The following is a 23,274-nucleotide window of genomic DNA, read 5'->3' on the forward strand; positions in this document are numbered from 1 at the left end:
TTCGTTTGAATAGGGGGAGGGGTATCATGAACCTAGTTCACCGAGAAGGCTGGATCGAAGTGATTTGTGGGGGCATGTTTTCCGGAAAGAGTGAAGAGCTCATCCGACGGATTCGCCGTGCTAAGATTGCGAAATTATCTGTACAAGCATTTAAACCAGTGATTGATGATCGCTATCATGCCGTGGCGATTGCTTCACACGATGGAATGATGGCCGATGCGCAGCCTGTCCATCATGCGGTGGAGATTCTACAACGGATCACTCCTGATACAGATGTGATCGCTATTGATGAAGTTCAATTTTTTGATCATGAGATTGTGGATATCTGTCAACAGTTAGCGGATCAAGGGAAAAGGGTTATTTGTGCTGGATTGGATCAAGATTTTCGGGGACAAGCGTTTGGCCCTACACCTTTGTTGCTAGCGATTGCAGAATATGTGACGAAGTTACAAGCAATCTGTGTCCAATGTGGGGGACCCGCCAATCGCACCCAACGATTAATTGACGGACGACCCGCAGCCGCAGATGATCCTGTCATTCAAGTGGGAGCATCAGAACAATATGAAGCTCGTTGTCGTCATTGCCATGAATTAGGGAAGAAATCAGCATTAGAAATCAAATAAACTCTATTCACTAAAAAACTCAATGAAAGATGAATCTTCCATTGAGTTTTTTAGTGAATAGAGAGTGCGATCAATTTAAAATAAAAAAGCAGGGGATCAAGTCCCCATGCTATATACTTTACATGATTTGAAAGTAACTCAAAAACCCAAGCCCCATATTATAAGTGGCATGAACGACCATACTGGTGGAAGTATTGGTGCGGTTCCGAATAATTCCAAGAGCCAAGCCGATCAATAGAACGATGAGTGTAGACAAACTGAATCCATAGTTAGCATGGGTGATCGCAAACAAGACTGAAGTAAGGATTAAACCGAATTTGGGTTGCATTGCACCACGAAAAATGGTTTCTTCGCCAATCGCTGCTGCGAGTCCTAAAGTTAAAACTCCCGGGATGGTTGTAACAAGTGGACCAATTAATTTATCAGTTAGTTCATTTACATCTTCATCAATTCCAAAGCCGAGTTGCATCGCCAGTTGTTCCATACCCATTACAATCCCAATAAATACGATGGCAATTCCGATCCCAAAGCCGACTTGTTTGAGAGTAGGACGAACAATTCCTAAGCGTTTGAAAGTTTCTTTAGCACTTCTACGGGTAAATAAACCGACACCCAACAGACCAATAAAAAAGAGAGACAGATCTTGGACCCAAATGGTAGTAATTGTGGAAGTGCTACTCATTTGTTGGGTTGTGGCACTCATATTTTCAAGCCCAATGGCCAACGTCATCCACAACTGGATAATGACTAAGACACTTAAGGATAATGAAATGGCATGGAGTCGATTATGTGGGTTGATCGGGATCAGACGGGATATTCCTCGACGGACTGCCGGAATGAGGAGGATCAGCCCTATGATGGCAGGAATCAAGAAAGCAAGTCCCATAGATAAAGTGTTAAAGTCCGAAAGTCCCATCGAAGTGAACATTTCTTGCCGTGTATCAGCAGGAACGGAATCCATCATGAGACTGAGCATTAAGTAGATAAAGCCGATTAACATAACAATTCCAAAACCAAATATTAATAAACCATAGCTGACCCATCCCAGCGCTTTTCCACCAGAAGGATTTTCAAGAGTACGATCTTTTTCAGATAGATTAATCAACAAAAACAATAACATGAGTGGAATAAACATCAAGAATGTAAAAATCGTTTCTATCATAACAGGTAAACTCCTTATCATAGAGAGATTATTGTTATAAACTCCAAAAAGTAGTCCTTTCTATCATAACATCTTTTTACATATGACTTTCTTTAACTTTACATTAACTCTGATTTATTGTTTCATAGGCCCAAGTTTATGAAGGGTAGATCAAACTACGACGCATAAGGATTGAGGCTTATCTCCTCATCGAACCAGACTGGTTTTTATTCTCCGTATGGAGGTTTTCTTCCAAAAAGGAGGAGGTTTATGATACAATCAAATGACGCATGATGCTTTTTGAAAATGGATGATCGGATTCATTTTCAACATATGGGAGTGAAGAACAGTGTTGGATCGTCTAGAATCGATTCACCAACGGTATGAAGAACTTAGCCGTTTGCTATGTGACCCAGAAGTGATTAACGATACAAATAAATTACGGACTTATTCCAAAGAGCAATCGAGCTTGGAAGAGCAGAATCAGGCTTATTTGGAATATAAAGAAGTTGTGGAGCAGTACCAAGACGCTAAACAAATGTTGGAAGAAAAGCTGGATGACGAGATGCGAGAGCTCGTTAAAGTGGAGATTGATGAACTAAGTGAACGAAAAGACGGATTGGAGGAAAAGATTAAAATCCTCCTTCTACCTAAAGATCCAAATGACGACAAAAACGTAATCGTTGAAATCCGTGGAGCGGCAGGTGGAGATGAAGCGGCTCTCTTTGCCTCTAATCTTTACCGGATGTATACACGTTATGCGGAGCGTCAACGATGGAAAGTGGAATTATTAGAGGCGAATAGTACAGGTTTGGGCGGATTTAAGGAAGTGATCTTTTCGATCCAAGGCCATGGGGCATACAGTCGCTTAAAATATGAGAGTGGAGCCCATCGCGTTCAGCGAGTTCCTTCTACTGAATCAGGGGGAAGAATCCATACCTCAACAGCAACAGTGGCTGTTTTACCTGAAGCTGAAGATGTAGAAATTGAAATTCATGATAAGGATCTTCGGATTGATACCTTTTGTTCAAGCGGACCAGGTGGGCAAAGTGTAAATACGACCAAATCAGCGGTTCGGATTACCCACTTACCTACTGGAATCGTTGTTTCCTGTCAGGATGAAAAATCACAAATTAAAAATAAAGATAAAGCGCTTCGGGTTTTGCGTGCTCGACTCTTTGACATTAAACAACAAGAAGAAATGGCAAAAATGGCAGATGCGAGAAAAACGCAGGTAGGCACAGGTGACCGAAGCGAACGGATCCGTACCTATAATTTTCCGCAAAGTCGTGTCACAGACCATCGGATTGGGCTTACATTACACAAATTAGATTTGATTTTAGATGGGGATCTCAATGAGATCATAGATTCGCTGATCTTGTATGAACAGACAGAGTTACTTCAGAATGCGAATTAATTGATGATAAGGAGTCTCTTAACGTGTTTGAGCCACAACCAATAAGGATTCGGGAAGCCTATCAACAGGCTTCCTCTTTTTTAGCACAAAAAGGGATCGATTCACCGACTTTTGAAGCTGAGTTATTGATGCGTCGTCTTTTGCAGATCGATCGAACTCACTTTTTTATGAAGTTGGATGAACCTTTTCCTGTAGAATTACAAAGTCGATGGGATGAATGGTTACAACGAAGAGGCGTGGGCGAACCGATTCAATATATATTAGGAGACCAAGAATTCTTTGGGCGATTATTTGAAGTGAATCCCTCTGTTTTAATTCCACGACCTGAGACAGAGATTCTGATTGAGACCGTATTAACTACAGCAGACCAACTCTGGTCCCAAGAGCCTTTACATGTCGTCGATGTAGGTACAGGAAGTGGTGCTATTGCTGTAACTTTGGCAGCTGAACGACCTCATTGGAAGGTAACGGCGATCGATATTTCTCTATCTGCTTTGGAAATAGCCCAAAAAAATGCCACTAAACATGGTGTTCGAGAGCAGATTACATGGATTCATGGAGAATATCTGCATCCATTATCCACGAATACTCCTGTGGATATTTGCGTGTCCAATCCTCCCTATATCCCCACAGATGTAGTGCCTACACTAGAAAAACAGGTCGCTCAGTATGAACCTCTCCTTGCTTTAGATGGTGGAGTAGATGGATTAGAGCCTTATCGAGTTCTTACAAAACAGTTAGCTCAGTGGAAAGCTAAAAAACAGTTAATTTGTTTCGAAATTGGCTCTGAACAAGGTCAGGCTGTATCTTCATGGGTATCTCAAATCTCGCTCGAGATGACGGTACAAGTGAAACAAGATCTGGCAGGTAGGGATCGTGTCGTAGTCGGCTATTGTAACAGTAATATCTAGATTACTTTATGGTAATGAGTCACCTCCGTAGTATTGATGAGGTTACCTATACGATCAAGTAATGGAGCTCAATACTCATCCTTCGGAGTTTGTATCTTGCAAAGAAGAGGGTAATTCCGGCTCATCCTTTGAATTTACCTATATTTGACCTTAGTATTTTTTTACTTTAGAGCCTAATTACAAAAAAGTGCGACTAAGTACCTTCAAACTTGTCCATAATTTAAGTAGAGGGACAAAGAGGAGGATGTAATGATGCAAGTTCGCACTTTTATCTTATCTTTTTTAGTCGGTTTATCTGTGTGGTTTGTCTATACTCAACAAGGATTTGGGGAAACTATTTCGCTTAACGCGATGAATCAGATAGATACAGAATCGGAAGAAATCCCAGACCAAGCGATTCGTCTCCGAATTTTAGCTCATAGTGATGATGTGAAAGACCAGTATTTAAAAAGAAAAGTTCGAGATGAGATGATCAAGGAAATTGAGACTTGGGCACATCGTCCTGCTAATATCCAAGAGGCCCGTAAGCTGATCAAACAACATTTACCTACTTTTCAACAGATTGCTGAGGAGACGATTAAGCAACAAGGCTTCTCATACCCTGTTCAGGTTGACTTTGGCAGTGTACCATTTCCAACTAAGCTATATGGGGATCAAGTATATCCAGCGGGAAATTATGAAGCCTTGCGAATTACGATTGGTGATGGAAAAGGGGACAACTGGTGGTGTGTCTTATTTCCACCGCTCTGTTTTGTAGATATGAGTAACGGGGATGCGATTCCTCGGCCCGATCCACTTCCAGCTTCGATGACAACGCAAAACAAAATTTATGCTTCAGCAAGTAAAGTGGTGGATACTGAAGTGTTTCCAACAGAAAAAGAGCAATCAGTCGAAGTGCGATTTCTCTTTCTTGATAAATGGTTGGATTGGTTTCGCTAGAGAATAAGGCTTATATAAATAGACATGAATACTTTTTGTAATCCGGAACTTAGATCCGGATTTTTTGTTCTAAAAGGAGAGTCCCCTGCATATGGGTGAAAAAGATGGACAAGGGGGGACTGATTGATGTTAGTCATTCGTAAAGCGAACCGTGAGGATCTAAAAGGTATTCAACAGCTATTAGTAGAATCTGGGCTATACCACCATGACCTCTCTGAACATCTTCAACATTTTCTTGTTGTGGAGTCAAGTGAAGGCTGTGAAATACTTGGAGTAGCCGGCATGGAAGTTTATCATCCTTATGGTTTGTTACGGTCATTTGTACTTAAACGAGAAATTTGGAAGCCTCAGATCGGACTACAGCTGATTCAGATGTTATTGATGCAAGCTGAAAAGCTAAAATGCGATTCAATTTTCTTAATCACTAATACCTTGGCGCCTTTATTTGAACCATTGGGTTTCTCAATGATCCAGAAAGAAGAACTACCTGAATCGATCCGAACATCTGCTCATCTAAATTCATCAATGAGTCATGGGATTCCGATGGTTTATCATTGTTTACAGAGAGAGGGGAAGGAAGCTGTCCAAGTAGATCCATAGGATGATTGGTTTACTGAAAATGAAGGGTTGATATTTCTCATGATGATAATCGTCTCAAATGGAGTTAAAATGGTTTTTAGTCAGATGTGAACTAAAAGGAGAATGTACGTTGCAACTGAGAACGACTCACTGGTGGAAGATTCCATGGACAGAAGAAATTAAGCAACTTAAACAAAATGAATTTCTAAACCAAGCTTCCTTACTACTTCGTGAAGGAGGATTGGTCGCTTTTCCTACTGAGACTGTATATGGACTGGGGGCAGACGCCACCAATGAACAAGCAGTTTCTACAATATTTACAGCAAAGGGAAGACCTTCAGATAACCCACTGATTGTACATTTGGGTGAAGTTGAACAATTGAGTGACTGGGTAGCAGAGATTCCTGATGTTGCTCATCAGTTAATTGAGCGTTTTTGGCCAGGTCCCCTTACCCTTGTTTTACCACATAATGGTCGTGTAGCTTCTCAAGTGACTGCGGGGTTATCTACTGTAGCAGTTCGAATTCCTGAGCATCCAGTTGCCCTTGCACTTTTGCAACTGGCTCAAGTTCCAGTCGCAGCACCCAGTGCCAATCGATCTGGAAGACCTAGCCCGACAGAAGCTGCTCATGTGTGGAAAGATCTATCTGGGAGGATTGATATTCTCTTAGATGGAGGGGCAACAGGAGTGGGGGTTGAGTCTACTGTTATTGATGTGACAGAAAAAACTCCTGTATTGCTTCGTCCAGGGGGAGTAACGATTGAGGAGATTCGTGATGTGATTGGGGACGTACGTGTAGACCAAGGGTTATTCTCCAAAATGGTAGCTCCACGATCCCCTGGAATGAAATATCAGCATTATGCTCCACGAGGGGAAATGTGGCTCGTCTCTGGAAGTGAACAGAAGATGCGTGCACGGATCACTCAGTTGGCACGAGAGGCGATGCGTGAAAAGAGAAAAGTTGGCATACTAACGACTGAAGAGTTTCAAGATCAGTATCAAGCTGACTTAGTGATCGCCTGTGGTCAGAGGAAAGAACCAGCAAGTGTAGCGAAGGATTTATACCATACTCTTCGCCGCTTTGATGATGAAGACATCGAGTTGATCCTTGCAGAAACTTTTCCGGAAAAAGGTCTCTATCATTCAGTCATGAATCGTTTGCAGAAAGCCGCAGGCGGAAAAATCATTCGCGTTTAAACTTTTTAGGTAAATCAGTAACTAAGAAAAGGCATGTTTAGGTAAGTGAAGCATGCCTTTTTTGCTTATCATTTGATATAAGGTTGAGTGATTTCAATATTTTAACGCTAGAATTTCTTTTAAATCGGATTGTAATACAGGAAATTTTTTTAAATGCATAAATCGAAAGTATAAACTCCGCAGAAATAATTTTAAGTTAATGTTCATATGCATCCAGAGCGGCAAAGGTAGGCTACCTTTACATTGATCTAATTGTTGTAACATTTGTTGGAGCCAAAGCTTCAGTTCTGTTTCAGGTAGTCCTCTTTTGAGCATTTCTATCATAGGGGTAATGAGTCGTTCATCTTCTTCGTATTGGTACACAGCGAGGGGTGTCATTGCCACCTTACACAAGATCGTGCCTACTTCTTTAAAGTCGCTTTCGGTTAATTGAGGACTTTTGATCCAAGCATCCCAAGCATCTGCCACATGAGCGATACTATGTGCCCATCCTTTTTCTTCTACATACCCTCTGACATCTTGCTCTTGAGGAGTATAGAGGGTTAACTTTTCTTTTACTTTGGTAATGATCTCATCTTCCAAGAAGTTCTTCTCTGCATTTACTTCTAAGATCAAGGCGATCACTAATGAAGAGAAAGAGCGCATAAAGACGGAATCATCTTCAGACGACCCAAGTTGGAACATAAGATGTTGTTCATCCAAACACACCTCTAATATATTTTTGCACTCAGTAGGAGAGATCCACTCGTTTAAGATGATCTGAGAATAGGTTGAATAAATAAGCTCACGAAGATCAGAATCTGTTGAGCCGATCCAAGGGAGCATCGATGTACATAGCGAACTCCAATCGAAAGATGTTTCAGATTTGGAGTTATCTAATTCCCTCAATAATTGTTTCAATTCATGCTCTTGCATATATGTATCATTCCTTTCTGGCCCAGATCAAATAATTATAACATCTCATTTTGAAGTTTGAATATAGCCTTTGCGGGACTGTTCTTTTTTTTCGGACTTAGGCATACCTTTTGACAAGCGGGTTTAGGACAAGGGAGGATAACGATGGAGCTATCCTTGCCACAGTGGGGTCAACTCCTCACATTACTGATGATTGCTATGGCTTTGGGAATGGATGCGTTTTCATTAGGGATTGGAATGGGAATGCACCAACCCTCGTCTCGAAAAATAGCTTGCTTAAGTGGATCCATTGGTATTTTTCATATTTTCATGCCTCTAATCGGAATTGTGATTGGTCAATATTTAAGTGTAATGATGAAAGATATTACAGCGATGGTTGGGGGAGGCATGTTATGTTTACTAGGATTTAATATGCTCTGGAACGTTTATAAGGCAAGAGGTGAAGAATCTGGGATTCAAGTCAACTTCTCCATTTGGGGATTGCTTATGTTTTCTCTAAGCGTAAGCATGGATTCCTTATCGGCCGGTTTAAGTTTGGGATTATTCTCAACAGATATCTGGATAGCTGTGGCGTTGTTTGGATTGATGGGAGCGTTGATGGCTGGGTCAGGACTCTATCTAGGACGATTTGTGGGTCATTGGTTAGGTAGGTATGGAGAGGTGGTTGGAGGAATTATTTTATTGACGTTGGGGAGTAAATTCTTATGGTAGGCGAGTGGGAAGCGATCTTCTATAGTTCGTTGACAGGGCTTTCGACAGTGATTGGCTCCTTACTCGTTCTCTTTTTTCGGCTCAACTCGAGACAAGTTGCTTTTTCATTGGGAATGTCAGCAGGAGTGATGGTGTTAGTCACTTATTTCACCTTATTACCATCTGCTTTCACGTATGGAGGTTGGCCTCACCTTTGGATTGGATTTGTGATTGCGATTGTAGCCATGCTATTGATCCATCATCTTCCTTTCAGTAAAGTAAAAGATGAGGGGGAATCCGATCATCAACTGGGTCGTTTAGGAATCTTTTTAGTGATTGCAATTGCCCTACACAATGCTCCAGAAGGGATAGCGATTGGAATGGGGTATCAGTTGGAAGCACAATTAGGACATACGTTGGTGATCGCTATGCTCGTTCATAATCTCCCTGAAGGAATTGGTTTAGCAGCTCCGCTGGTAGTAGCAGGAAAGCATCCGCTGTTTATTTTTCTGTTGAGCTTATTTAGTGGTGCTATTTTACCGATCGGAACATGGTTAGGGAAATATATGACCGACTCGCTAGATGTAGTAGCCATTGGTCTTGTTTTTGCTGCTGTGTCTATGATTTGGATCGTATGTAGGGAAATTGGTCCAAGAGCATTAGCACTCTCTCAAACTCATACTTGGATAGGGATCGGAAGTGGTTGTTTATTGATGTATATCATCCACCTCTTCCACTGATACTGATAGAGAGGAGATGAGGTGAGAGATATGTTACATATCTTATTTGTTTGTACAGGAAACACTTGCCGTAGTCCAATGGCTGAAGCGATCTTGAAGAAGATTGCTGAGGAGGGACAATTTCCAATCGAAGTGCGCTCCGCTGGTGTTGCGGCAATCGATGGAGGAATTGCATCTGATCATGCGCTCCAGGTACTGAAGGAAAAGGGGATTCACCATCCCCATCGTTCGCAAATGGTGAAAGACGAGTTAATGGATTGGGCAGATGTTATTTTAACGATGACCCAAAATCATAAGCATGTATTACTGAGTCGATTTCCAGAAAGTATGGATAAAATTTACACTTTAACAGAATATCTAAGTGAAGATCCAGAAAAGGAGAAGCTGTTAAAGGAATTTGAACAGAATCACGCTCTCATAGAGGAAAAACGGGAAGAACTGGTATCCCAATACTTGACAAAACCCAATCAATATAATGAATTAGTGATTCCTGAGAGTGCAGTGAAAGAGTGGCTTAAGGAATGTGAACACTTGTTGCAAAAAGATGAATTGCTTCTTCAGCAATTAAAGTCTCATCAGGGTCATGCAGATATTGTAGATCCATTCGGGGGCTCAGTTGATGTATATCGTCAATGTGCGGATGAGTTAGAGGATAAATTAATACAGCTTTTAAAAAAATGGAGTCACTCGGACAGTCTTAAATGATTTGCGAAAAGGTTGGCTCTCATTAGAGCGAACCGATATTTACCGATATTTAGGAGTTTTTCCTAGGTCGATTCATTAGAATGATGGACTTATGATTTCTACTTATTTTTCTAATACAGGAACAATATAATGGAGGCATTAAGATGATGAAGATTTTGTTAGGTTCTGACCATGGAGGGCTACGTTTAAAAGCGGAAATTAAAGAGTTATTGAAGGAAATGGGCATCTTATATGAGGATGTTGGGTGTGATTGTGACGATTCCGTCGATTATCCAGATTATGCTCAGCCAGTAGCTGAAAAAGTGGCTAACGGTGAGTTTGATCTAGGGATATTAATTTGTGGAACAGGGATTGGTATGTCAATCGCAGCTAATAAAGTAAAAGGAATCCGCTGTGCAGTGGTGAGTGATGAGTTTTCTGCCCGCATGAGCCGTGAACATAATAATGCAAATATCTTAGCTTTGGGTGAACGTGTCGTAGGTCCAGACTTAGCAAAGTCGATAGTACGTGCATGGCTGTCTGCGGAATTTCAAGGGAATCGACATGAGCGACGTGTGAAAAAGATTCATGCACTGGAAGGAAGCGAATAGGAATGGTGGATTCCTTGCAAATCAAGCAAGAAATCAAACAGGTTATCCAACAGCTATTAGATGAAATCCCACTTACCAATCAGAACCTACTTGTCATTGGAACCAGTACGAGCGAAGTAGCAGGGAAGTCGATTGGGACAAGCGGTAGTGATCAAATCGCTGCCACCCTGTTTCAAGGAATCATGGAGATGAAGAAGGAACATGGATTTCATATCGCTTTTCAATGTTGTGAACACTTAAATCGTGCTCTCGTTGTAGAAAGGATCACGGCAGAGAACTTTGGATGGATAGAAGTGATGGCTGTTCCGGTTTCACATGCAGGCGGGGCGATGGCTGCTTATGCTTTTCGTCATTTGGATAACAGTGTCTTAGTTGAACAGGTACAAGCAGACGCAGGAATTGATATTGGCGATACTTTGATCGGTATGCATTTAAAACCAGTCGCTGTTCCCATTCGAGCTAAACAGAAAACAATTGGATTCGCTCATGTAACTATGGCAAAAACGCGCCCAAAATTGATTGGTGGGGCGAGAGCCGTTTATGTACAAGAAACTACATGTGAGTAAATCCTGAAATGTAACGAGGATCACTAGTCCTATGGCAATAAATCAAGATTTGGAGAAAGGGCTACTCCATTTACTCACTCTATATGAGCAAAACCACTTAAATGGATTGGAGAGCAAGCAGGTTGATTGAATGAACCTAGATAGGAGGGGAGATGTTTCTCTGGCGAGCGACTTTTGTGAATCCGCTACGAGAGCGAGACAGAGAAACAACGACCCGACGGGATTTAGATCACGATGTTACTAAAAATGCTAATATTGGGTTACTCATTTAAAATTAGCAAGATAAATGATACGCTAAACAAGTCTGTTTGATAGAATAAAAATAGTGATTCAGTCAAAGGGGGAGAATCTTTTGGAACATTTGCGTAAGAGAGATCCACAGGTAGCTCAAGCGATTTCGGCTGAACTACATCGCCAAAGAGATAAAATTGAGTTAATTGCTTCTGAGAACTTTGTTAGTGAAGCCGTGATGGAAGCTTTGGGCACTGTACTTACCAATAAATATGCAGAAGGTTACCCAGGAAAGCGTTACTATGGTGGTTGTGAACATGTAGACGTTGTTGAGGATTTAGCCAGAGAGCGAGCCAAAGAACTTTTCGGTGCTGAACATGCCAATGTGCAACCTCACTCGGGTGCACAAGCCAACATGGCTGTATATTTTAGTGTTTTACAGCCTGGAGATACCGTTTTAGGCATGAATTTAGCTCATGGAGGGCATTTAACCCATGGAAGCCCTGTCAACTTTTCTGGGCAGTTGTATGAGTTTGTCGCTTACGGTGTAGATCCTGAAACCCATCGAATCAATTATGAAGAGGTTCGTCGCCTAGCATTGGAACATAAGCCTAAGTTACTGGTGGCAGGCGCTAGTGCTTATCCAAGAGAAATTGATTTTGCTCGTTTACGTGACATTGCGGATGAAGTCGGTTGTTATCTTATGGTGGATATGGCACATATTGCAGGATTAGTCGCTACAGGTCATCATCCAAATCCAGTTCCTTACGCTGACATTGTCACTACAACCACCCATAAAACATTGCGTGGACCACGGGGTGGGATGATTCTATGCAAGGAAAAGTTCGCAAAAATTATCGATAAGTCTATTTTCCCAGGAATTCAAGGGGGTCCACTCATGCATGTAATCGCAGCTAAAGCTGTGGCATTGGGTGAAGCTCTGTCTGATGATTTTAAAGCGTACTCTGAACAAGTGATTAAAAATGCGTCTCATCTTGCGAAATCTCTTTCTCAACACGGTTTGGACTTGATCTCTGGTGGAACTGACAACCATTTAATCTTAATCGATGTTCGTAATTTAAATTTAACAGGTAAAAAAGCAGAGCATTTATTGGATGAAATCGGCATTACTACCAATAAAAATACCATTCCATTTGATCCAGAAAGTCCATTTGTTACAAGTGGTGTTCGTATTGGAACTGCAGCTGTAACAAGTCGTGGAATGGATGAGTCAGCGATGGAAGAAATTGCTGCGATTATGGCTCTTACTTTGAAACAACCTGAAGATGCTCAAGCTCAGCAAGAGGCGAGTGAACGGGTGTCTCAATTAACAGCTAAATATCCACTTTATGAGCATCTTTCATAGTTTTATTAGAAAAGCCACTCGCTATTGAAGTGGCTTTTCTCACGCCTAACTTTCGATTGGAAATAAATTTAAATGCAAATAATATAGACAAGATACTTTGTTTCATTAAAAAATCCGTTATAATCAACAGTGGCACAAAAGACGATTGAGAGGAGTGGAGCAGGTGGGTAGTGTTTATGTATTTAATCATCCATTGATCCAGCACAAAATGACGTACATACGTGACAAGAATACGGGAACCAAAGAGTTTAGGGAATTGGTTAATGAGGTTTCTACCTTAATGGCTTATGAGATTACTAGGGATATGCCTGTCAAAGAGGTGACTGTCGAAACCCCTGTAGCAAAAGCACAATGTAAAGTTTTAGCAGGCAAAAAACTGGGCTTGGTTCCTATTTTGCGTGCAGGTTTGGGAATGGTCGAAGGTATTTTGAAGTTAATCCCAGCAGCTAAGGTAGGACATATTGGCTTATATCGGGACCCAGAAACATTGGAACCTGTACACTATTATGCTAAAATGCCCTCCGATATTGGCGAGCGTGAATTAATTGTGATCGATCCGATGTTAGCAACAGGAGGGTCTGCCTCAGAAGCGATTCGTGCACTTAAAAAGATGGGGGCTAAAAATATTAAGCTGATGTGTCTCATTGCAGCTGCCCCAGGAATTGATCGAATTAAAAAAGATCATGATGATGTAGATATTTATGTAGCAGCAGTAGATGAAACTTTAAATGAAAAAAGTTATATTGTACCTGGACTTGGTGATGCAGGAGATCGGCTTTTTGGAACAAAATAGAGTCATAATTTACTATTTCATTTCATCTAATGGAACTGATATATAAAGTTAGCTACAGGGAGTTCTATCAAAGATATTATTTTTTTACTTGCTTTCTTTAAGGAATTTTCTAAGAAAACAAGTGAAAATACTATGTAAATCAAGTAATAGAATTTCCTGTGTACGCTAACTTTGTATAAAATGTGACAAACTGTTCAAATCTCTTTTTTTAGAAAGCGTTGACAACACCCAGCTTGCTTCGTTACTATAAGCAGGGGAAAGACATATATCCATAGACCAATCCTTCGCTTGACTCCTCAAGATCATTTTTCTCCTCAAAAGGAGATTTCTAATGGGGGATTCATATGAGCAATAAAGGAAATCCTTTGTACATTGCGGCTACGATTGGATCAATGGGTATGGAAGTTCTGATCTCAACAGTTGGTGGGGCCTGGTTAGGTAAGTGGCTTGATCAAATGTGGGGGACAAAACCAATCCTTATTTTGGTGGGATTTTTACTTGGTTTAACCTTGGGTTTTGTCAGTGCATTTTATACCTTTAAGGCCTTAATAAAGGATTGAACTCCTCATGGATTCCTTGCATTTTATGCGAACCAGAATCATTTTGCTAACCGTCATTTTCCTTTCACTTTTATTAATTTCGTGGTTTATATTCCCTTTTCAGAAAGCTATTGCAGGCCTAATGATTGGTGTTATAGTTAGTTTGTATAATATTTTACATTTGGCTCGCAGGCTTCGGATTGCAGGTGAAGTTGCGATAGCCACTGGCTCCCTTCAAACTCCAGGGATCGGCATGATGAATCGTATTCTTATGATTTGTGCAGCATTTCTCATAGCTATCCAGTTTCCCGAACTGGTTGATTTCAGGATGATTTTTTTAGGGTTGCCGGTTTGCTATATTATTGCTGTTATTGTCCAACTTTGGTTTTTGCGTATTGAGAACAATACATAAAGGGGGTGAGGTTGGAGAATGGAGACAACACCAAAGGTAGATTTTTTAGGTATGACCTTTGATTTGACAGTGGTTGGAGCTTCATTGATAGCTGCTATCATTGTTTTCGTATTTGTCATGTGGGCAACTCGTCGGAGAGAGATGGTGCCACGTGGGGTTCAAACAGTCATGGAGATGGTAATCGACTTTGCCAATAGCATTACGAAGCTGGCCTATGACGACAAACGAGCTCCAAAATTTCTAGCATTTACATTAACCTTGTTTTTATTTATCTTGGTTGCTAACCAAATGGGTGTTATCGGAATGGTCACAGCTACTGTGACAGAGCCCATCCCAGCGTTGGGATTAGAAAAAGATGATCACATATCTTTGCTCAAATCACCAACAGCTGATATGAACTTTGCCTTTGCTTTTGCAATTGCAATTGCTCTTTTTGCGAACTTTATGGGGATTATTACTAGCTTCAAAAACTATGTCAAACACTTTATCAACCCATTAGGAATCATTCACGTCATCGAGGAGTTCTCTAAACCATTAACACATGCGTTGCGTATATGGGCCAACATTTTTGCTGGTGAAATCTTGATCACTGTCTTATTGACAAAGATGAACTTGGCTTTCTCTGGATTGCCACTCGTTGTGTGGATCGGCTTCTCTCTCTTTGTTGGGTTGATCCAAGCTTATATCTTTACCGTTCTAGCTAACGTGTATATTGCACAGAAAATTTCTACAGATCACTAAAATGGATGTTTCAAGTATAAAGGAGGAACATGTAAATGGAACAAGTACTTACTATGCCAGAAGCTTTAAAGATTATTGCAGGTGCACTTATGATCGCTTTTGCTGCTCTAGGAGCTGCGATCGGTAACAGTAACTTATTCGCTAAGTACATCGAAGGAATTACTCGTCAACCAGAAGCTCGTGGAACTCTATTTGGTCAATCTATGATCGTTTTCGGTTTGCTCGAGGCGTTGCCAATTATCGGTATCGCTTGTGGTATCTTAATTCTGTTTGAAATTATCTAATGAACGAGTTCAAGTGGGGGAAGAGATTCTCCCCCGCTTTTATTTTAAGCTTGAAGGGAGTGACTTGACTTGATAAGTTTTCACCTGGGTACAACTCTTGCTACGTTACTCATCTTTATAGGTCTAATGTTACTTATCGCTAAGTTTGCTCTTCGTCCGATGTTAGAGACGATGAAAAAACGTGAAGATCATATCGAAAATCAAATTAAAACGGCTGAAACGAATCGGGTCGAAGCGGAGAAGTTTTTAGCAGATCAGAGAGAAGCTTTAAACGAAGCTCGCTTGGAAGCGAAAGAAATTATCGAACGAGCGAAAGCGCAAAAAGAACGTGAAGCAGAAGAAATTCTGAATCAAGCTCAACAACGTGCTGAACGGATGATTAAAGAGGCGACAAGTGAAATTCAGCGTGAAAAAGAGAAAGCGATCGCAAGCTTACGGGATGAAGTGGGTGCTTTGACTGTCCAATTGGCTTCCAAAATGTTGGAAAAAGAATTGGATGCAAAAGGTCAATCCAAACTAGTGGATCGCTATCTTGAGCAAGTAGGAAGATTACAATGAACCAATCCATTGTAGCAAAGCGTTATGCGAAAGCGCTGTTTGAAGTCGCCTTGGAAAAGAAATTGCTGGATGTAGTTGAAAAAGATCTAGCAGTCGTGGTTGAAACCTTATCCGCTAATCCAGAGTTAGTTGACTGGTTAAACCATCCAATGACAGATGCCACAATGAAGAAAGCGTTATTTCAGTCGGCATTTGCTCAATTGAATGAGGTAACACGCAATTTTCTCTTCTTACTAGCGGATCGTCATCGTGAGACGATCCTTTCGGATGCTTATGTAACGTATAGAGGCTTAGTCAACCAAGAAAAGGGAGTTGCCGAAGCCGTTGTTACTACTGCTTTCCCGCTTTCTAATGAGGACAAACAACAGTTGGTTGAACGATTTCAACCAATCGTTGGTAAAGAACTTCATATTATGGAAAAGGTGGATTCCGATATCTTGGGTGGCGTGATCGTTCAAGTAGGGGATCGCTTATATGATGGTAGTTTAAGAACGAGTTTGAATCATTTTCGTGATCGTTTAAAAGAATCTAGAATCGGATAGATCAGATGAACATGAGATTGGGGTGACATACACGATGAGCATTAAACCGGAAGAGATCAGCTCGCTGATTAAGCAGCAGATCGCAAACTACAGTGCCGATGTTGAAGTTTCAGACGTCGGAACCGTAATCGCAGTTGGGGACGGAATTGCTCGTGTTCACGGCTTGCAAAATGCAATGGCTGGTGAACTGGTTGAATTTAAAGGTGGAATCATGGGAATGGTTCTTAACCTTGAAGAAAGTTCTGTAGGTATTGTTATCCTTGGTCCATATACCGACATTCGTGAAGGGGACCAAGTGAAGCGGACCAACCGCTTGATGGAAGTACCTGTAGGTGAAGCTTTATTAGGGCGTGTAGTAAACCCACTAGGACAACCACTTGATGGAAAAGGGCCGATTGAAACCACTCATTTCCGTCCAGTCGAAGCGAACGCTCCTGGTGTGATTGATCGGAAATCAGTACATGAACCAATGCAAACAGGGATTAAAGCGATTGACGCAATGATTCCAATTGGTCGTGGGCAACGTGAATTGATCATTGGTGACCGTCAAACAGGTAAAACATCGATTGCGATTGACACGATCATCAATCAAAAAGACCAAAACATGGTTTGTGTCTACGTAGCCATCGGTCAAAAACAATCAACCATCGCTCAAGTGGTTGAGAAATTACGTCGTCATGGCGCTTTGGACTACACAATCGTTGTAGCGGCAAGTGCTTCTGATCCAGCACCACTTCTCTTCTTAGCACCATATTCAGGTACAGCTATGGGTGAATACTTCATGTACAATGGTGGTCACGTGCTATGTGTTTACGATGACCTCTCAAAGCAAGCGGCAGCATATCGTGAGCTTTCCCTCTTGCTCCGTCGCCCACCAGGTCGTGAAGCTTACCCTGGGGATGTATTCTATCTCCACTCTCGCTTGTTAGAGCGTGCTGCGAAGTTGTCAGATGAGCGTGGTGGTGGTTCCTTAACCGCACTTCCATTTATCGAAACCCAAGCAGGGGATATCTCTGCTTATATTCCAACCAACGTGATCTCGATCACAGATGGTCAAATCTTCCTTGAGTCTGACTTATTCCACGCTGGAATTCGTCCAGCGGTTGACGTTGGTTTCTCCGTATCTCGTGTAGGGGGAGCTGCGCAAATTAAAGCAATGAGCAAAGTTGCAGGTACACTAAAACTTGAACTTTCTCAGTACAATGAGTTAGCCGCATTTGCCCAATTTGGTTCAGACTTAGATAAAGTTACCCGTGCTAAATTGGAACGTGGTAAACGTGCGATTGAAATCTTGAAACAGGATGAAAACGAACCATTACCTGTTGAAAAGCAAGTCGTTTCCTTATACCTCGTAACCAAAGGTCATTTGGACGATATTCCTGTTGAAGATGTACGTCGTTTTGAGAAGGAATTCCATGTTTACTTAGATATGAACAATGAAGATATCTATGCAAGCATTCGTGAATCTAAGAAGATGGAAGACGAAAACGATAAAAAATTGCAAAAAGCAATTGAAACGTTTAAAAAAGGTTTTGTCGTCTCGGAATAAAGGGTTGAACCAATCATTCCTCACTCTTACTGATCATCCTTTCCGGCAGTCTGCTGGAAGGGTGGTTCAGTAGATGAAAGGGCGGTGAACTTTCACATGGCAGAATCAATGAGAGATATTAAGCGGAGTATTCGTTCAAAAGAAAATACCCGTCAAATCACGAAAGCGATGCAAATGGTTGCAGCTGCAAAGCTACGACATGCACAGGAACTCGCAGAGGCTTCACGTCCTTATGCTGCTAAATTACGCGAAGTGATTATAAATCTAGCACAAGGAACAAAAGATGTTAGTCATCCTATGTTGACTTCTCGTCCTGTTAAGAAAACGGGATACCTAGTCATCACTTCTGATCGTGGTCTTGCTGGGGGCTATAATAGCAATCTTCTTCGTCTTCTGGTTCAAACAGTACAAAAGCGCCATCAAAGCAATGATGAGTATGTTATATTTGTTATCGGTCGAAAAGGTGCAGAGTATTTGAAGCGTCGGGGATTACCAGTGATCAGCGAAGTGACTGGATTGGGAGACTCTCCTTCTTTTGTAGATATCAAAGCGATTGCTAGTGAAGCAGTTCAGTTCTATGCTGAAGAAAAATTTGACGAATTGTACTTGCTGTACAATGAATTTATCAATGCGGTGTCACAACAACCGATTGAAAAGCGTTTACTTCCGCTGGCAAGTGATGAATTTGCTGAAGATCAATCATTTGTTAAAACAGAGTACGAATATGAACCTTCTCAAGAAGAGGTTTTGGCATCCATTTTACCTCGTTATGCTGAGACTCTGATCTATAGTGCACTTATGGATGGAAAAGCAAGTGAATTTGCGGCACGGATGACTGCGATGAACAACGCAACCGATAACGCAACTGAACTCATTGCACAATTAACCCTTCAATTTAACCGGGCACGTCAAGCTGCGATTACCCAAGAGATTGCGGAGATCGTGGGTGGAGCAGCAGCACTGTAAACAGAACGGATCCAAACATCTCCCCGAGTTAGGGGTTCACGATATAGCATTAAGAGTAGAAATGAGTTAAGGAGGGAACATGATGAGCGCTGGACGTATTATTTCGGTGACAGGACCGGTTGTCGACGTTGAATTTGACCGTGGTCACCTTCCAGAAATTAATAATGCGATCAAAGTAAAACACTCTGATGGCAGTGAACTTGTTTTAGAAACAGCTCTTCATCTTGGTGATAATCTTGTACGTACCGTTGCTATGTCATCCACAGATGGCTTAGTACGTGGAATGGAAGCGATTGATACAGGAGCACCTATTTCAGTACCTGTAGGACGGAAATCATTAGGACGGGTATTTAACGTTTTAGGTGAACCCATCGATGAAGCAGGACCTGTAGATGCAGAAGAAAGATTGCCTATTCACCGTTCTGCACCTTCTTTTGAACAACAATCCACCGAGCAAGAAATGTTAGAAACAGGAATTAAAGTTGTTGACTTGCTAGCTCCATATTCTAAAGGTGGTAAAATTGGTCTTTTCGGTGGTGCGGGTGTAGGTAAAACCGTATTGATTCAAGAATTGATTCATAACATTGCTCAAGAACACGGTGGACTTTCTGTGTTTGCGGGTGTAGGTGAGCGGACCCGTGAAGGTAATGACTTATACCATGAAATGAAAGACTCTGGTGTTATCAGTAAAACAGCGATGGTTTTCGGTCAGATGAACGAACCACCAGGTGCACGTATGCGTGTAGCTCTTACAGGTTTAACCATGGCTGAGCATTTCCGTGATAGCGAAGGTCAAGACGTTCTACTCTTTATTGATAATATTTTCCGTTTTACCCAAGCAGGTTCTGAGGTATCAGCTCTTCTCGGACGCTTACCTTCTGCGGTAGGTTACCAACCCACATTGGCGACAGAGATGGGACAATTACAAGAGCGGATTACTTCAACCAAAACAGGTTCTGTAACCTCGATCCAAGCGATTTATGTGCCTGCGGATGACTATACCGACCCAGCACCAGCAACCGCATTTGCTCACTTGGACGCGACTACGAACTTGGAACGTAAATTAACCCAAAAAGGGATTTACCCAGCGGTAGACCCATTGGCATCTTCTTCTCGAATTCTTACACCTGCTATTGTGGGTGAAGAACATTATCAAGTAGCACGTGGAGTGCAACAAATTCTTCAACGTTATCAAGAGTTACAAGATATCATTGCGATTCTTGGTATGGATGAGTTATCTGAAGAAGACAAACAATTGGTTGCTCGTGCACGTAAAATTGAGAAATTCCTTTCCCAAAACATGCACGTGGCTGAACAGTTCACCGGACAACCGGGGGTTTATGTACCTGTGAAAGAAACCGTTCGTGGCTTCAAAGAGATTTTAGAAGGTAAACATGATGACCTTCCTGAAGATGCCTTCTACATGGTTGGAACCATTGATGAAGCGATCGAAAAAGCGAAAACTCTAGGTGCATAATTAGTCCTCGAACCTTGTTCTATGGAACTATTTTCCCCCTGGTTGTGGGAGATAGCCATTACCAGGGGATTCATCAACAGATCGATGTTTTCTACTAATTGGAAGCATTACCGATCAGAAGGGGATGATGTCCGTGAGTAAGATGCAGCTGGACATCGTGACACCAGAACGAAAAGTCTATTCTGATGAAGTAGACATGGTGATCACCCGGGCTGCTGAAGGGGACATCGGTATTTTACCTAAACATGCTCCTCTTGTCAGCCCATTGAAAATTACGGCTGTTCGCATTAAAAAGGATGGCGATGAATCTGTCATCGCAGTGAGTGGTGGATTCTTGGAAGTACGTCCAGATAAAGTAACGATCCTTGCTGAGTCTGCTGAACTTCCAGAAGAAATTGATGTAGAGCGTGCTAAAGCTGCTAAAGAACGTGCTGAATCACGCTTGAAAAGTGAAGATGGGGATCAGAAGCGCGCAGAATTAGCTTTGGCTCGTGCTATGAACCGTCTTGATATCGCTAACAGAAAATAAGAATGTTAAAAAGTACTCACTACATGAAGTAGCGAGTACTTTTTCTTTTGAGGAGATAAGTTTTTTAAAAAAAGAAACTTTTTTCCTCTTGCTTTAGATGAAAGATCGCAACTCATATATTTGGACATTAATACTACTATATTAGAAGCAAATCTTACTTTTGAAGGATAGTTTCTAATTAATAATTCCAATATTCATAATCTAATTGTCAGTTTTAGCCCTATAATTTCCCTTTATTGATTTTTTTAACATTAAAAGGTTGATGATTGGTATGACCACTTAACCTTCTCACAGTTTAGAAAGTGGTGTATAATCAATCAATAGGAGAGTCCCCAAGGGTTAGTCATTCTTTTATGAAGTAAAACTACTTCAAACTTGTCAAAGTACGAAGAAGATCAATGGAAAATGAATAATTGATTTATGTACTTTGGGAACTTTTTTTGGTATTTTGTCAAAAATTTAAGGCTAAACTTTGAAGTAGTTCTCATAATAAATGATGTAGTTGGAGGCTTCCCTGATGAAATATTGGAATCATTATAAAAGTCGGCTTTATCAGGTCTGTTTAGATTAAGATTTATTTTTTATTGGAGGTTGATGGGATGAGTGCAGAACCTAATGCGATAATTGCTGTTTTCTTTATCGTTGGTATTGCTCTACCTATTGTTGCACTTTCATTTGGTCGGCTGCTTCGACCCCATAAACCGTCAAGGAATAAATCAATTACTTATGAAAGCGGTGTCGATCCAACAGGAGATAGTTGGGTGCAGTTTAATGTGCGCTACTATCTATTTGCACTGCTATTCGTTATTTTTGATGTGGAAGCAGTATTCCTTTATCCTTGGGCGGTTGCGTATGATACATTACGCGCTGATATTGGTATTTTTGTCTTAGTGGAGATGTTTATTTTTATTCTATTTTTGCTGATTGGATTAGTTTACGCCTGGAAAAAGAAGGTGTTGGAATGGAAGTAAATTTAGAAAAAATGACGCCGTTTGAAGAACAAGAGTTGAAGCGGAATGTATTGACCACCAACTTCGATATGATTAAAGCATGGGCGCGAAGCAACTCAATGTGGCCGCTTACATTTGGGCTTGCGTGTTGTGCGATTGAGATGATGGGTACAGGTGGAGCTCACTATGATTTTGACCGCTTTGGAGTGATTTTCCGTGCTTCTCCTCGACAATCGGATGTCATGATTGTTGCTGGAACCGTAACAAAAAAGATGGGACCACTTCTCCGACGTCTATATGAACAAATGCCAGAACCCAAGTGGGTGATTGCGATGGGTTCTTGTGCGACAGCTGGAGGCCCTTATGTAAAATCATATTCAGTGGTTAAAGGCGTGGATCAAATTGTTCCAGTCGATGTATATATCCCTGGTTGTCCTCCTAATCCTGCAGCGCTGATTTACGGTGTCAATAAATTGCAAGAGAAAATCCGTTATGAAGCGAAGCATGGAAAGAGGGTGACAAGCCAATGAGTGAGAAAGAGGATCGCCGACAAGCTGAAGATGAGCAGACACGAAAGTCACAATTGCCAACGGCTGGAGTAGATCCTACTTCGAAGGAAGGTATCAACAAAGAAGCGACATCGAAGGCTTCAACAGGATCTAACCTAGAGAAAGAAGGACAGAAGGAAGTAGCTCCCAAAAAGTCAGAAGATGTGAAAAGTAAACCGACAGATACTTCTGGTTCGACTGAGAAAAAGCCAGTTGCATCCAATCGTGCACGTCCAGTAGGAGCAGCCAGACCCAGACCGTCGGCTAAAAAAGAAGAAAAACCTCTTGAACCATCACCCAAACAACCCATCCTGGATCAATGGGTAGAGAAGGTAAAGCAACGTGTGGCTCCTGAGGCTGTAGCAGAAGCCTATATTAACCGTCCCACTGATCATTCACCCACGATGGTTATCAAAAAAGAGTATTGGCTCCCATTGGCAACTCTTTTAAAAGAAGAAGCTGACTGGAAGTTTGATTTTCTTAGAAATCTATCAGGTGTTGACTATGAAACCCATTTTGAAATCGTATACCATTTCATCTCATTGGTTCATGAACACGAGATTGGAATTCGTGTAAAAATAGACCGTGACGAAGCCAGTGTCCCAACCGTTTCAGAAATCTGGAAAGCCGCAAATTGGAATGAACGAGAAGTATATGACTTACTAGGTATACACTTTGAAGGTCATCCCAATTTAAAACGGATCTTGATGCCAGACGATTGGGTGGGCTACCCGCTCCGTAAAGATTATGAGCCACTGGACAAGGAGGTATAATC

At 41.4% G+C, this 23,274-nt stretch carries 28 protein-coding genes; 26 read left to right on the plus strand and 2 right to left on the minus strand.

The features are described 5' to 3' along the window. The first annotated feature begins 26 nt into the window (after window positions 1-26). Window positions 27-623 (plus strand): thymidine kinase, encoded by a 597-nt coding sequence (locus tag EDD58_RS04045; RefSeq protein WP_131923567.1) that lies wholly within the window; start codon window positions 27-29, stop codon window positions 621-623. Between the two features lie 118 nt (window positions 624-741). Here the strand turns inward: EDD58_RS04045 and EDD58_RS04050 are convergent, their stop codons facing one another. Then, window positions 742-1,785, minus strand: a complete 1,044-nt coding sequence (locus tag EDD58_RS04050; RefSeq protein WP_165875785.1) for a CPBP family intramembrane glutamic endopeptidase — start codon at window positions 1,783-1,785, stop codon at window positions 742-744. Window positions 1,786-2,113: 328 nt separating this feature from the next. On the opposite strand from EDD58_RS04050, the gene prfA reads away from it, so the two are divergent. From prfA to EDD58_RS04075, 5 genes are all read left to right on the plus strand, one after another. After that, complete coding sequence (gene prfA / locus EDD58_RS04055) at window positions 2,114-3,181, plus strand: peptide chain release factor 1 (protein WP_131923569.1); 1,068 nt, start codon at window positions 2,114-2,116, stop codon at window positions 3,179-3,181. A 23-nt stretch (window positions 3,182-3,204) separates the two neighbouring features. After that, window positions 3,205-4,092, plus strand: a complete 888-nt coding sequence (gene prmC / locus EDD58_RS04060) for a peptide chain release factor N(5)-glutamine methyltransferase (protein ID WP_165875786.1) — start codon at window positions 3,205-3,207, stop codon at window positions 4,090-4,092. 252 nt (window positions 4,093-4,344) lie between these two features. Further along, the gene (gene spoIIR, locus EDD58_RS04065) at window positions 4,345-5,031 is read left to right on the plus strand and encodes a stage II sporulation protein R (protein ID WP_131923571.1); all 687 of its coding nucleotides are present in this window, start codon (window positions 4,345-4,347) and stop codon (window positions 5,029-5,031) included. Window positions 5,032-5,157: 126 nt separating this feature from the next. Then, on the plus strand, window positions 5,158-5,631 hold the full coding sequence (locus EDD58_RS04070; RefSeq protein ID WP_131923572.1) for a GNAT family N-acetyltransferase: 474 nt from the start codon (window positions 5,158-5,160) through the stop codon (window positions 5,629-5,631). A 109-nt stretch (window positions 5,632-5,740) separates the two neighbouring features. After that, the gene (locus EDD58_RS04075; RefSeq protein WP_243648649.1) at window positions 5,741-6,808 is read left to right on the plus strand and encodes an L-threonylcarbamoyladenylate synthase; all 1,068 of its coding nucleotides are present in this window, start codon (window positions 5,741-5,743) and stop codon (window positions 6,806-6,808) included. A gap of 93 nt (window positions 6,809-6,901) precedes the next feature. Here the strand turns inward: EDD58_RS04075 and EDD58_RS04080 are convergent, their stop codons facing one another. Next, window positions 6,902-7,723, minus strand: coding sequence for a DUF2785 domain-containing protein (locus tag EDD58_RS04080; RefSeq protein ID WP_131923574.1), 822 nt, complete (start codon window positions 7,721-7,723; stop codon window positions 6,902-6,904). Window positions 7,724-7,867: 144 nt separating this feature from the next. Between EDD58_RS04080 and EDD58_RS04085 the strand changes: the two genes are divergently transcribed. From EDD58_RS04085 to EDD58_RS15225, 20 genes are all read left to right on the plus strand, one after another. Next, window positions 7,868-8,434 (plus strand): manganese efflux pump MntP, encoded by a 567-nt coding sequence (locus EDD58_RS04085; RefSeq protein ID WP_131923575.1) that lies wholly within the window; start codon window positions 7,868-7,870, stop codon window positions 8,432-8,434. After that, window positions 8,428-9,153, plus strand: a complete 726-nt coding sequence (locus EDD58_RS04090) for a ZIP family metal transporter (protein WP_131923576.1) — start codon at window positions 8,428-8,430, stop codon at window positions 9,151-9,153. The genes EDD58_RS04085 and EDD58_RS04090 overlap by 7 nt, the downstream gene beginning before the upstream one ends. 30 nt (window positions 9,154-9,183) lie before the next feature. Beyond that, window positions 9,184-9,858, plus strand: a complete 675-nt coding sequence (locus tag EDD58_RS04095) for a low molecular weight protein arginine phosphatase (RefSeq protein WP_131923577.1) — start codon at window positions 9,184-9,186, stop codon at window positions 9,856-9,858. 146 nt (window positions 9,859-10,004) lie between these two features. Then, window positions 10,005-10,448 (plus strand): ribose 5-phosphate isomerase B, encoded by a 444-nt coding sequence (gene rpiB, locus EDD58_RS04100; RefSeq protein ID WP_131923578.1) that lies wholly within the window; start codon window positions 10,005-10,007, stop codon window positions 10,446-10,448. Between the two features lie 2 nt (window positions 10,449-10,450). Next, a complete protein-coding gene (locus tag EDD58_RS04105) occupies window positions 10,451-11,014 on the plus strand; it encodes a TIGR01440 family protein (protein WP_131923579.1) in 564 nt (187 codons plus the stop codon). 352 nt (window positions 11,015-11,366) lie between these two features. Further along, a complete protein-coding gene (locus EDD58_RS04110; RefSeq protein ID WP_131923580.1) occupies window positions 11,367-12,611 on the plus strand; it encodes a serine hydroxymethyltransferase in 1,245 nt (414 codons plus the stop codon). Window positions 12,612-12,774: 163 nt separating this feature from the next. Continuing rightward, entirely contained in the window at window positions 12,775-13,404 is a 630-nt protein-coding gene (gene upp / locus EDD58_RS04115) for a uracil phosphoribosyltransferase (protein WP_131923581.1), read from the plus strand. Between the two features lie 344 nt (window positions 13,405-13,748). Then, window positions 13,749-13,964, plus strand: coding sequence for an AtpZ/AtpI family protein (locus EDD58_RS04120; protein WP_131923582.1), 216 nt, complete (start codon window positions 13,749-13,751; stop codon window positions 13,962-13,964). A gap of 7 nt (window positions 13,965-13,971) precedes the next feature. Beyond that, window positions 13,972-14,355 (plus strand): ATP synthase subunit I, encoded by a 384-nt coding sequence (locus EDD58_RS04125; protein ID WP_131923583.1) that lies wholly within the window; start codon window positions 13,972-13,974, stop codon window positions 14,353-14,355. Between the two features lie 18 nt (window positions 14,356-14,373). After that, window positions 14,374-15,096 carry a F0F1 ATP synthase subunit A gene (gene atpB / locus EDD58_RS04130; protein ID WP_131923584.1) on the plus strand — a complete coding sequence of 241 codons (723 nt, stop codon included), beginning with the start codon at window positions 14,374-14,376 and terminating at the stop codon, window positions 15,094-15,096. Between the two features lie 35 nt (window positions 15,097-15,131). Then, window positions 15,132-15,380 (plus strand): F0F1 ATP synthase subunit C, encoded by a 249-nt coding sequence (gene atpE / locus EDD58_RS04135; RefSeq protein WP_243648650.1) that lies wholly within the window; start codon window positions 15,132-15,134, stop codon window positions 15,378-15,380. 69 nt (window positions 15,381-15,449) lie between these two features. After that, a complete protein-coding gene (atpF, locus tag EDD58_RS04140; protein ID WP_243648651.1) occupies window positions 15,450-15,938 on the plus strand; it encodes a F0F1 ATP synthase subunit B in 489 nt (162 codons plus the stop codon). Beyond that, on the plus strand, window positions 15,935-16,480 hold the full coding sequence (locus EDD58_RS04145; protein ID WP_131923585.1) for a F0F1 ATP synthase subunit delta: 546 nt from the start codon (window positions 15,935-15,937) through the stop codon (window positions 16,478-16,480). Before atpF ends, EDD58_RS04145 begins: the two co-directional genes overlap by 4 nt. Before the next feature lie 34 nt (window positions 16,481-16,514). Continuing rightward, window positions 16,515-18,029 carry a F0F1 ATP synthase subunit alpha gene (atpA, locus tag EDD58_RS04150; RefSeq protein WP_131923586.1) on the plus strand — a complete coding sequence of 505 codons (1,515 nt, stop codon included), beginning with the start codon at window positions 16,515-16,517 and terminating at the stop codon, window positions 18,027-18,029. 96 nt (window positions 18,030-18,125) lie between these two features. Continuing rightward, window positions 18,126-18,995 (plus strand): ATP synthase F1 subunit gamma, encoded by an 870-nt coding sequence (gene atpG, locus EDD58_RS04155; protein WP_131923587.1) that lies wholly within the window; start codon window positions 18,126-18,128, stop codon window positions 18,993-18,995. A gap of 82 nt (window positions 18,996-19,077) precedes the next feature. Next, on the plus strand, window positions 19,078-20,472 hold the full coding sequence (atpD, locus tag EDD58_RS04160) for a F0F1 ATP synthase subunit beta (RefSeq protein ID WP_131923588.1): 1,395 nt from the start codon (window positions 19,078-19,080) through the stop codon (window positions 20,470-20,472). 133 nt (window positions 20,473-20,605) lie between these two features. Beyond that, entirely contained in the window at window positions 20,606-21,001 is a 396-nt protein-coding gene (locus tag EDD58_RS04165; protein WP_279389092.1) for a F0F1 ATP synthase subunit epsilon, read from the plus strand. A 599-nt stretch (window positions 21,002-21,600) separates the two neighbouring features. Then, on the plus strand, window positions 21,601-21,972 hold the full coding sequence (locus tag EDD58_RS04170; RefSeq protein ID WP_131923590.1) for an NADH-quinone oxidoreductase subunit A: 372 nt from the start codon (window positions 21,601-21,603) through the stop codon (window positions 21,970-21,972). Next, window positions 21,963-22,481, plus strand: a complete 519-nt coding sequence (locus EDD58_RS04175) for a NuoB/complex I 20 kDa subunit family protein (RefSeq protein ID WP_131923591.1) — start codon at window positions 21,963-21,965, stop codon at window positions 22,479-22,481. The genes EDD58_RS04170 and EDD58_RS04175 overlap by 10 nt, the downstream gene beginning before the upstream one ends. Beyond that, window positions 22,478-23,272 carry an NADH-quinone oxidoreductase subunit C gene (locus EDD58_RS15225; protein WP_131923592.1) on the plus strand — a complete coding sequence of 265 codons (795 nt, stop codon included), beginning with the start codon at window positions 22,478-22,480 and terminating at the stop codon, window positions 23,270-23,272. Before EDD58_RS04175 ends, EDD58_RS15225 begins: the two co-directional genes overlap by 4 nt. Window positions 23,273-23,274 lie beyond the last annotated feature (2 nt).

Origin of the sequence: Hazenella coriacea, assembly GCF_004341825.1 — a bacterium.
Classification (GTDB): Bacteria; Bacillota; Bacilli; order Thermoactinomycetales; family Thermoactinomycetaceae; genus Hazenella; species Hazenella coriacea.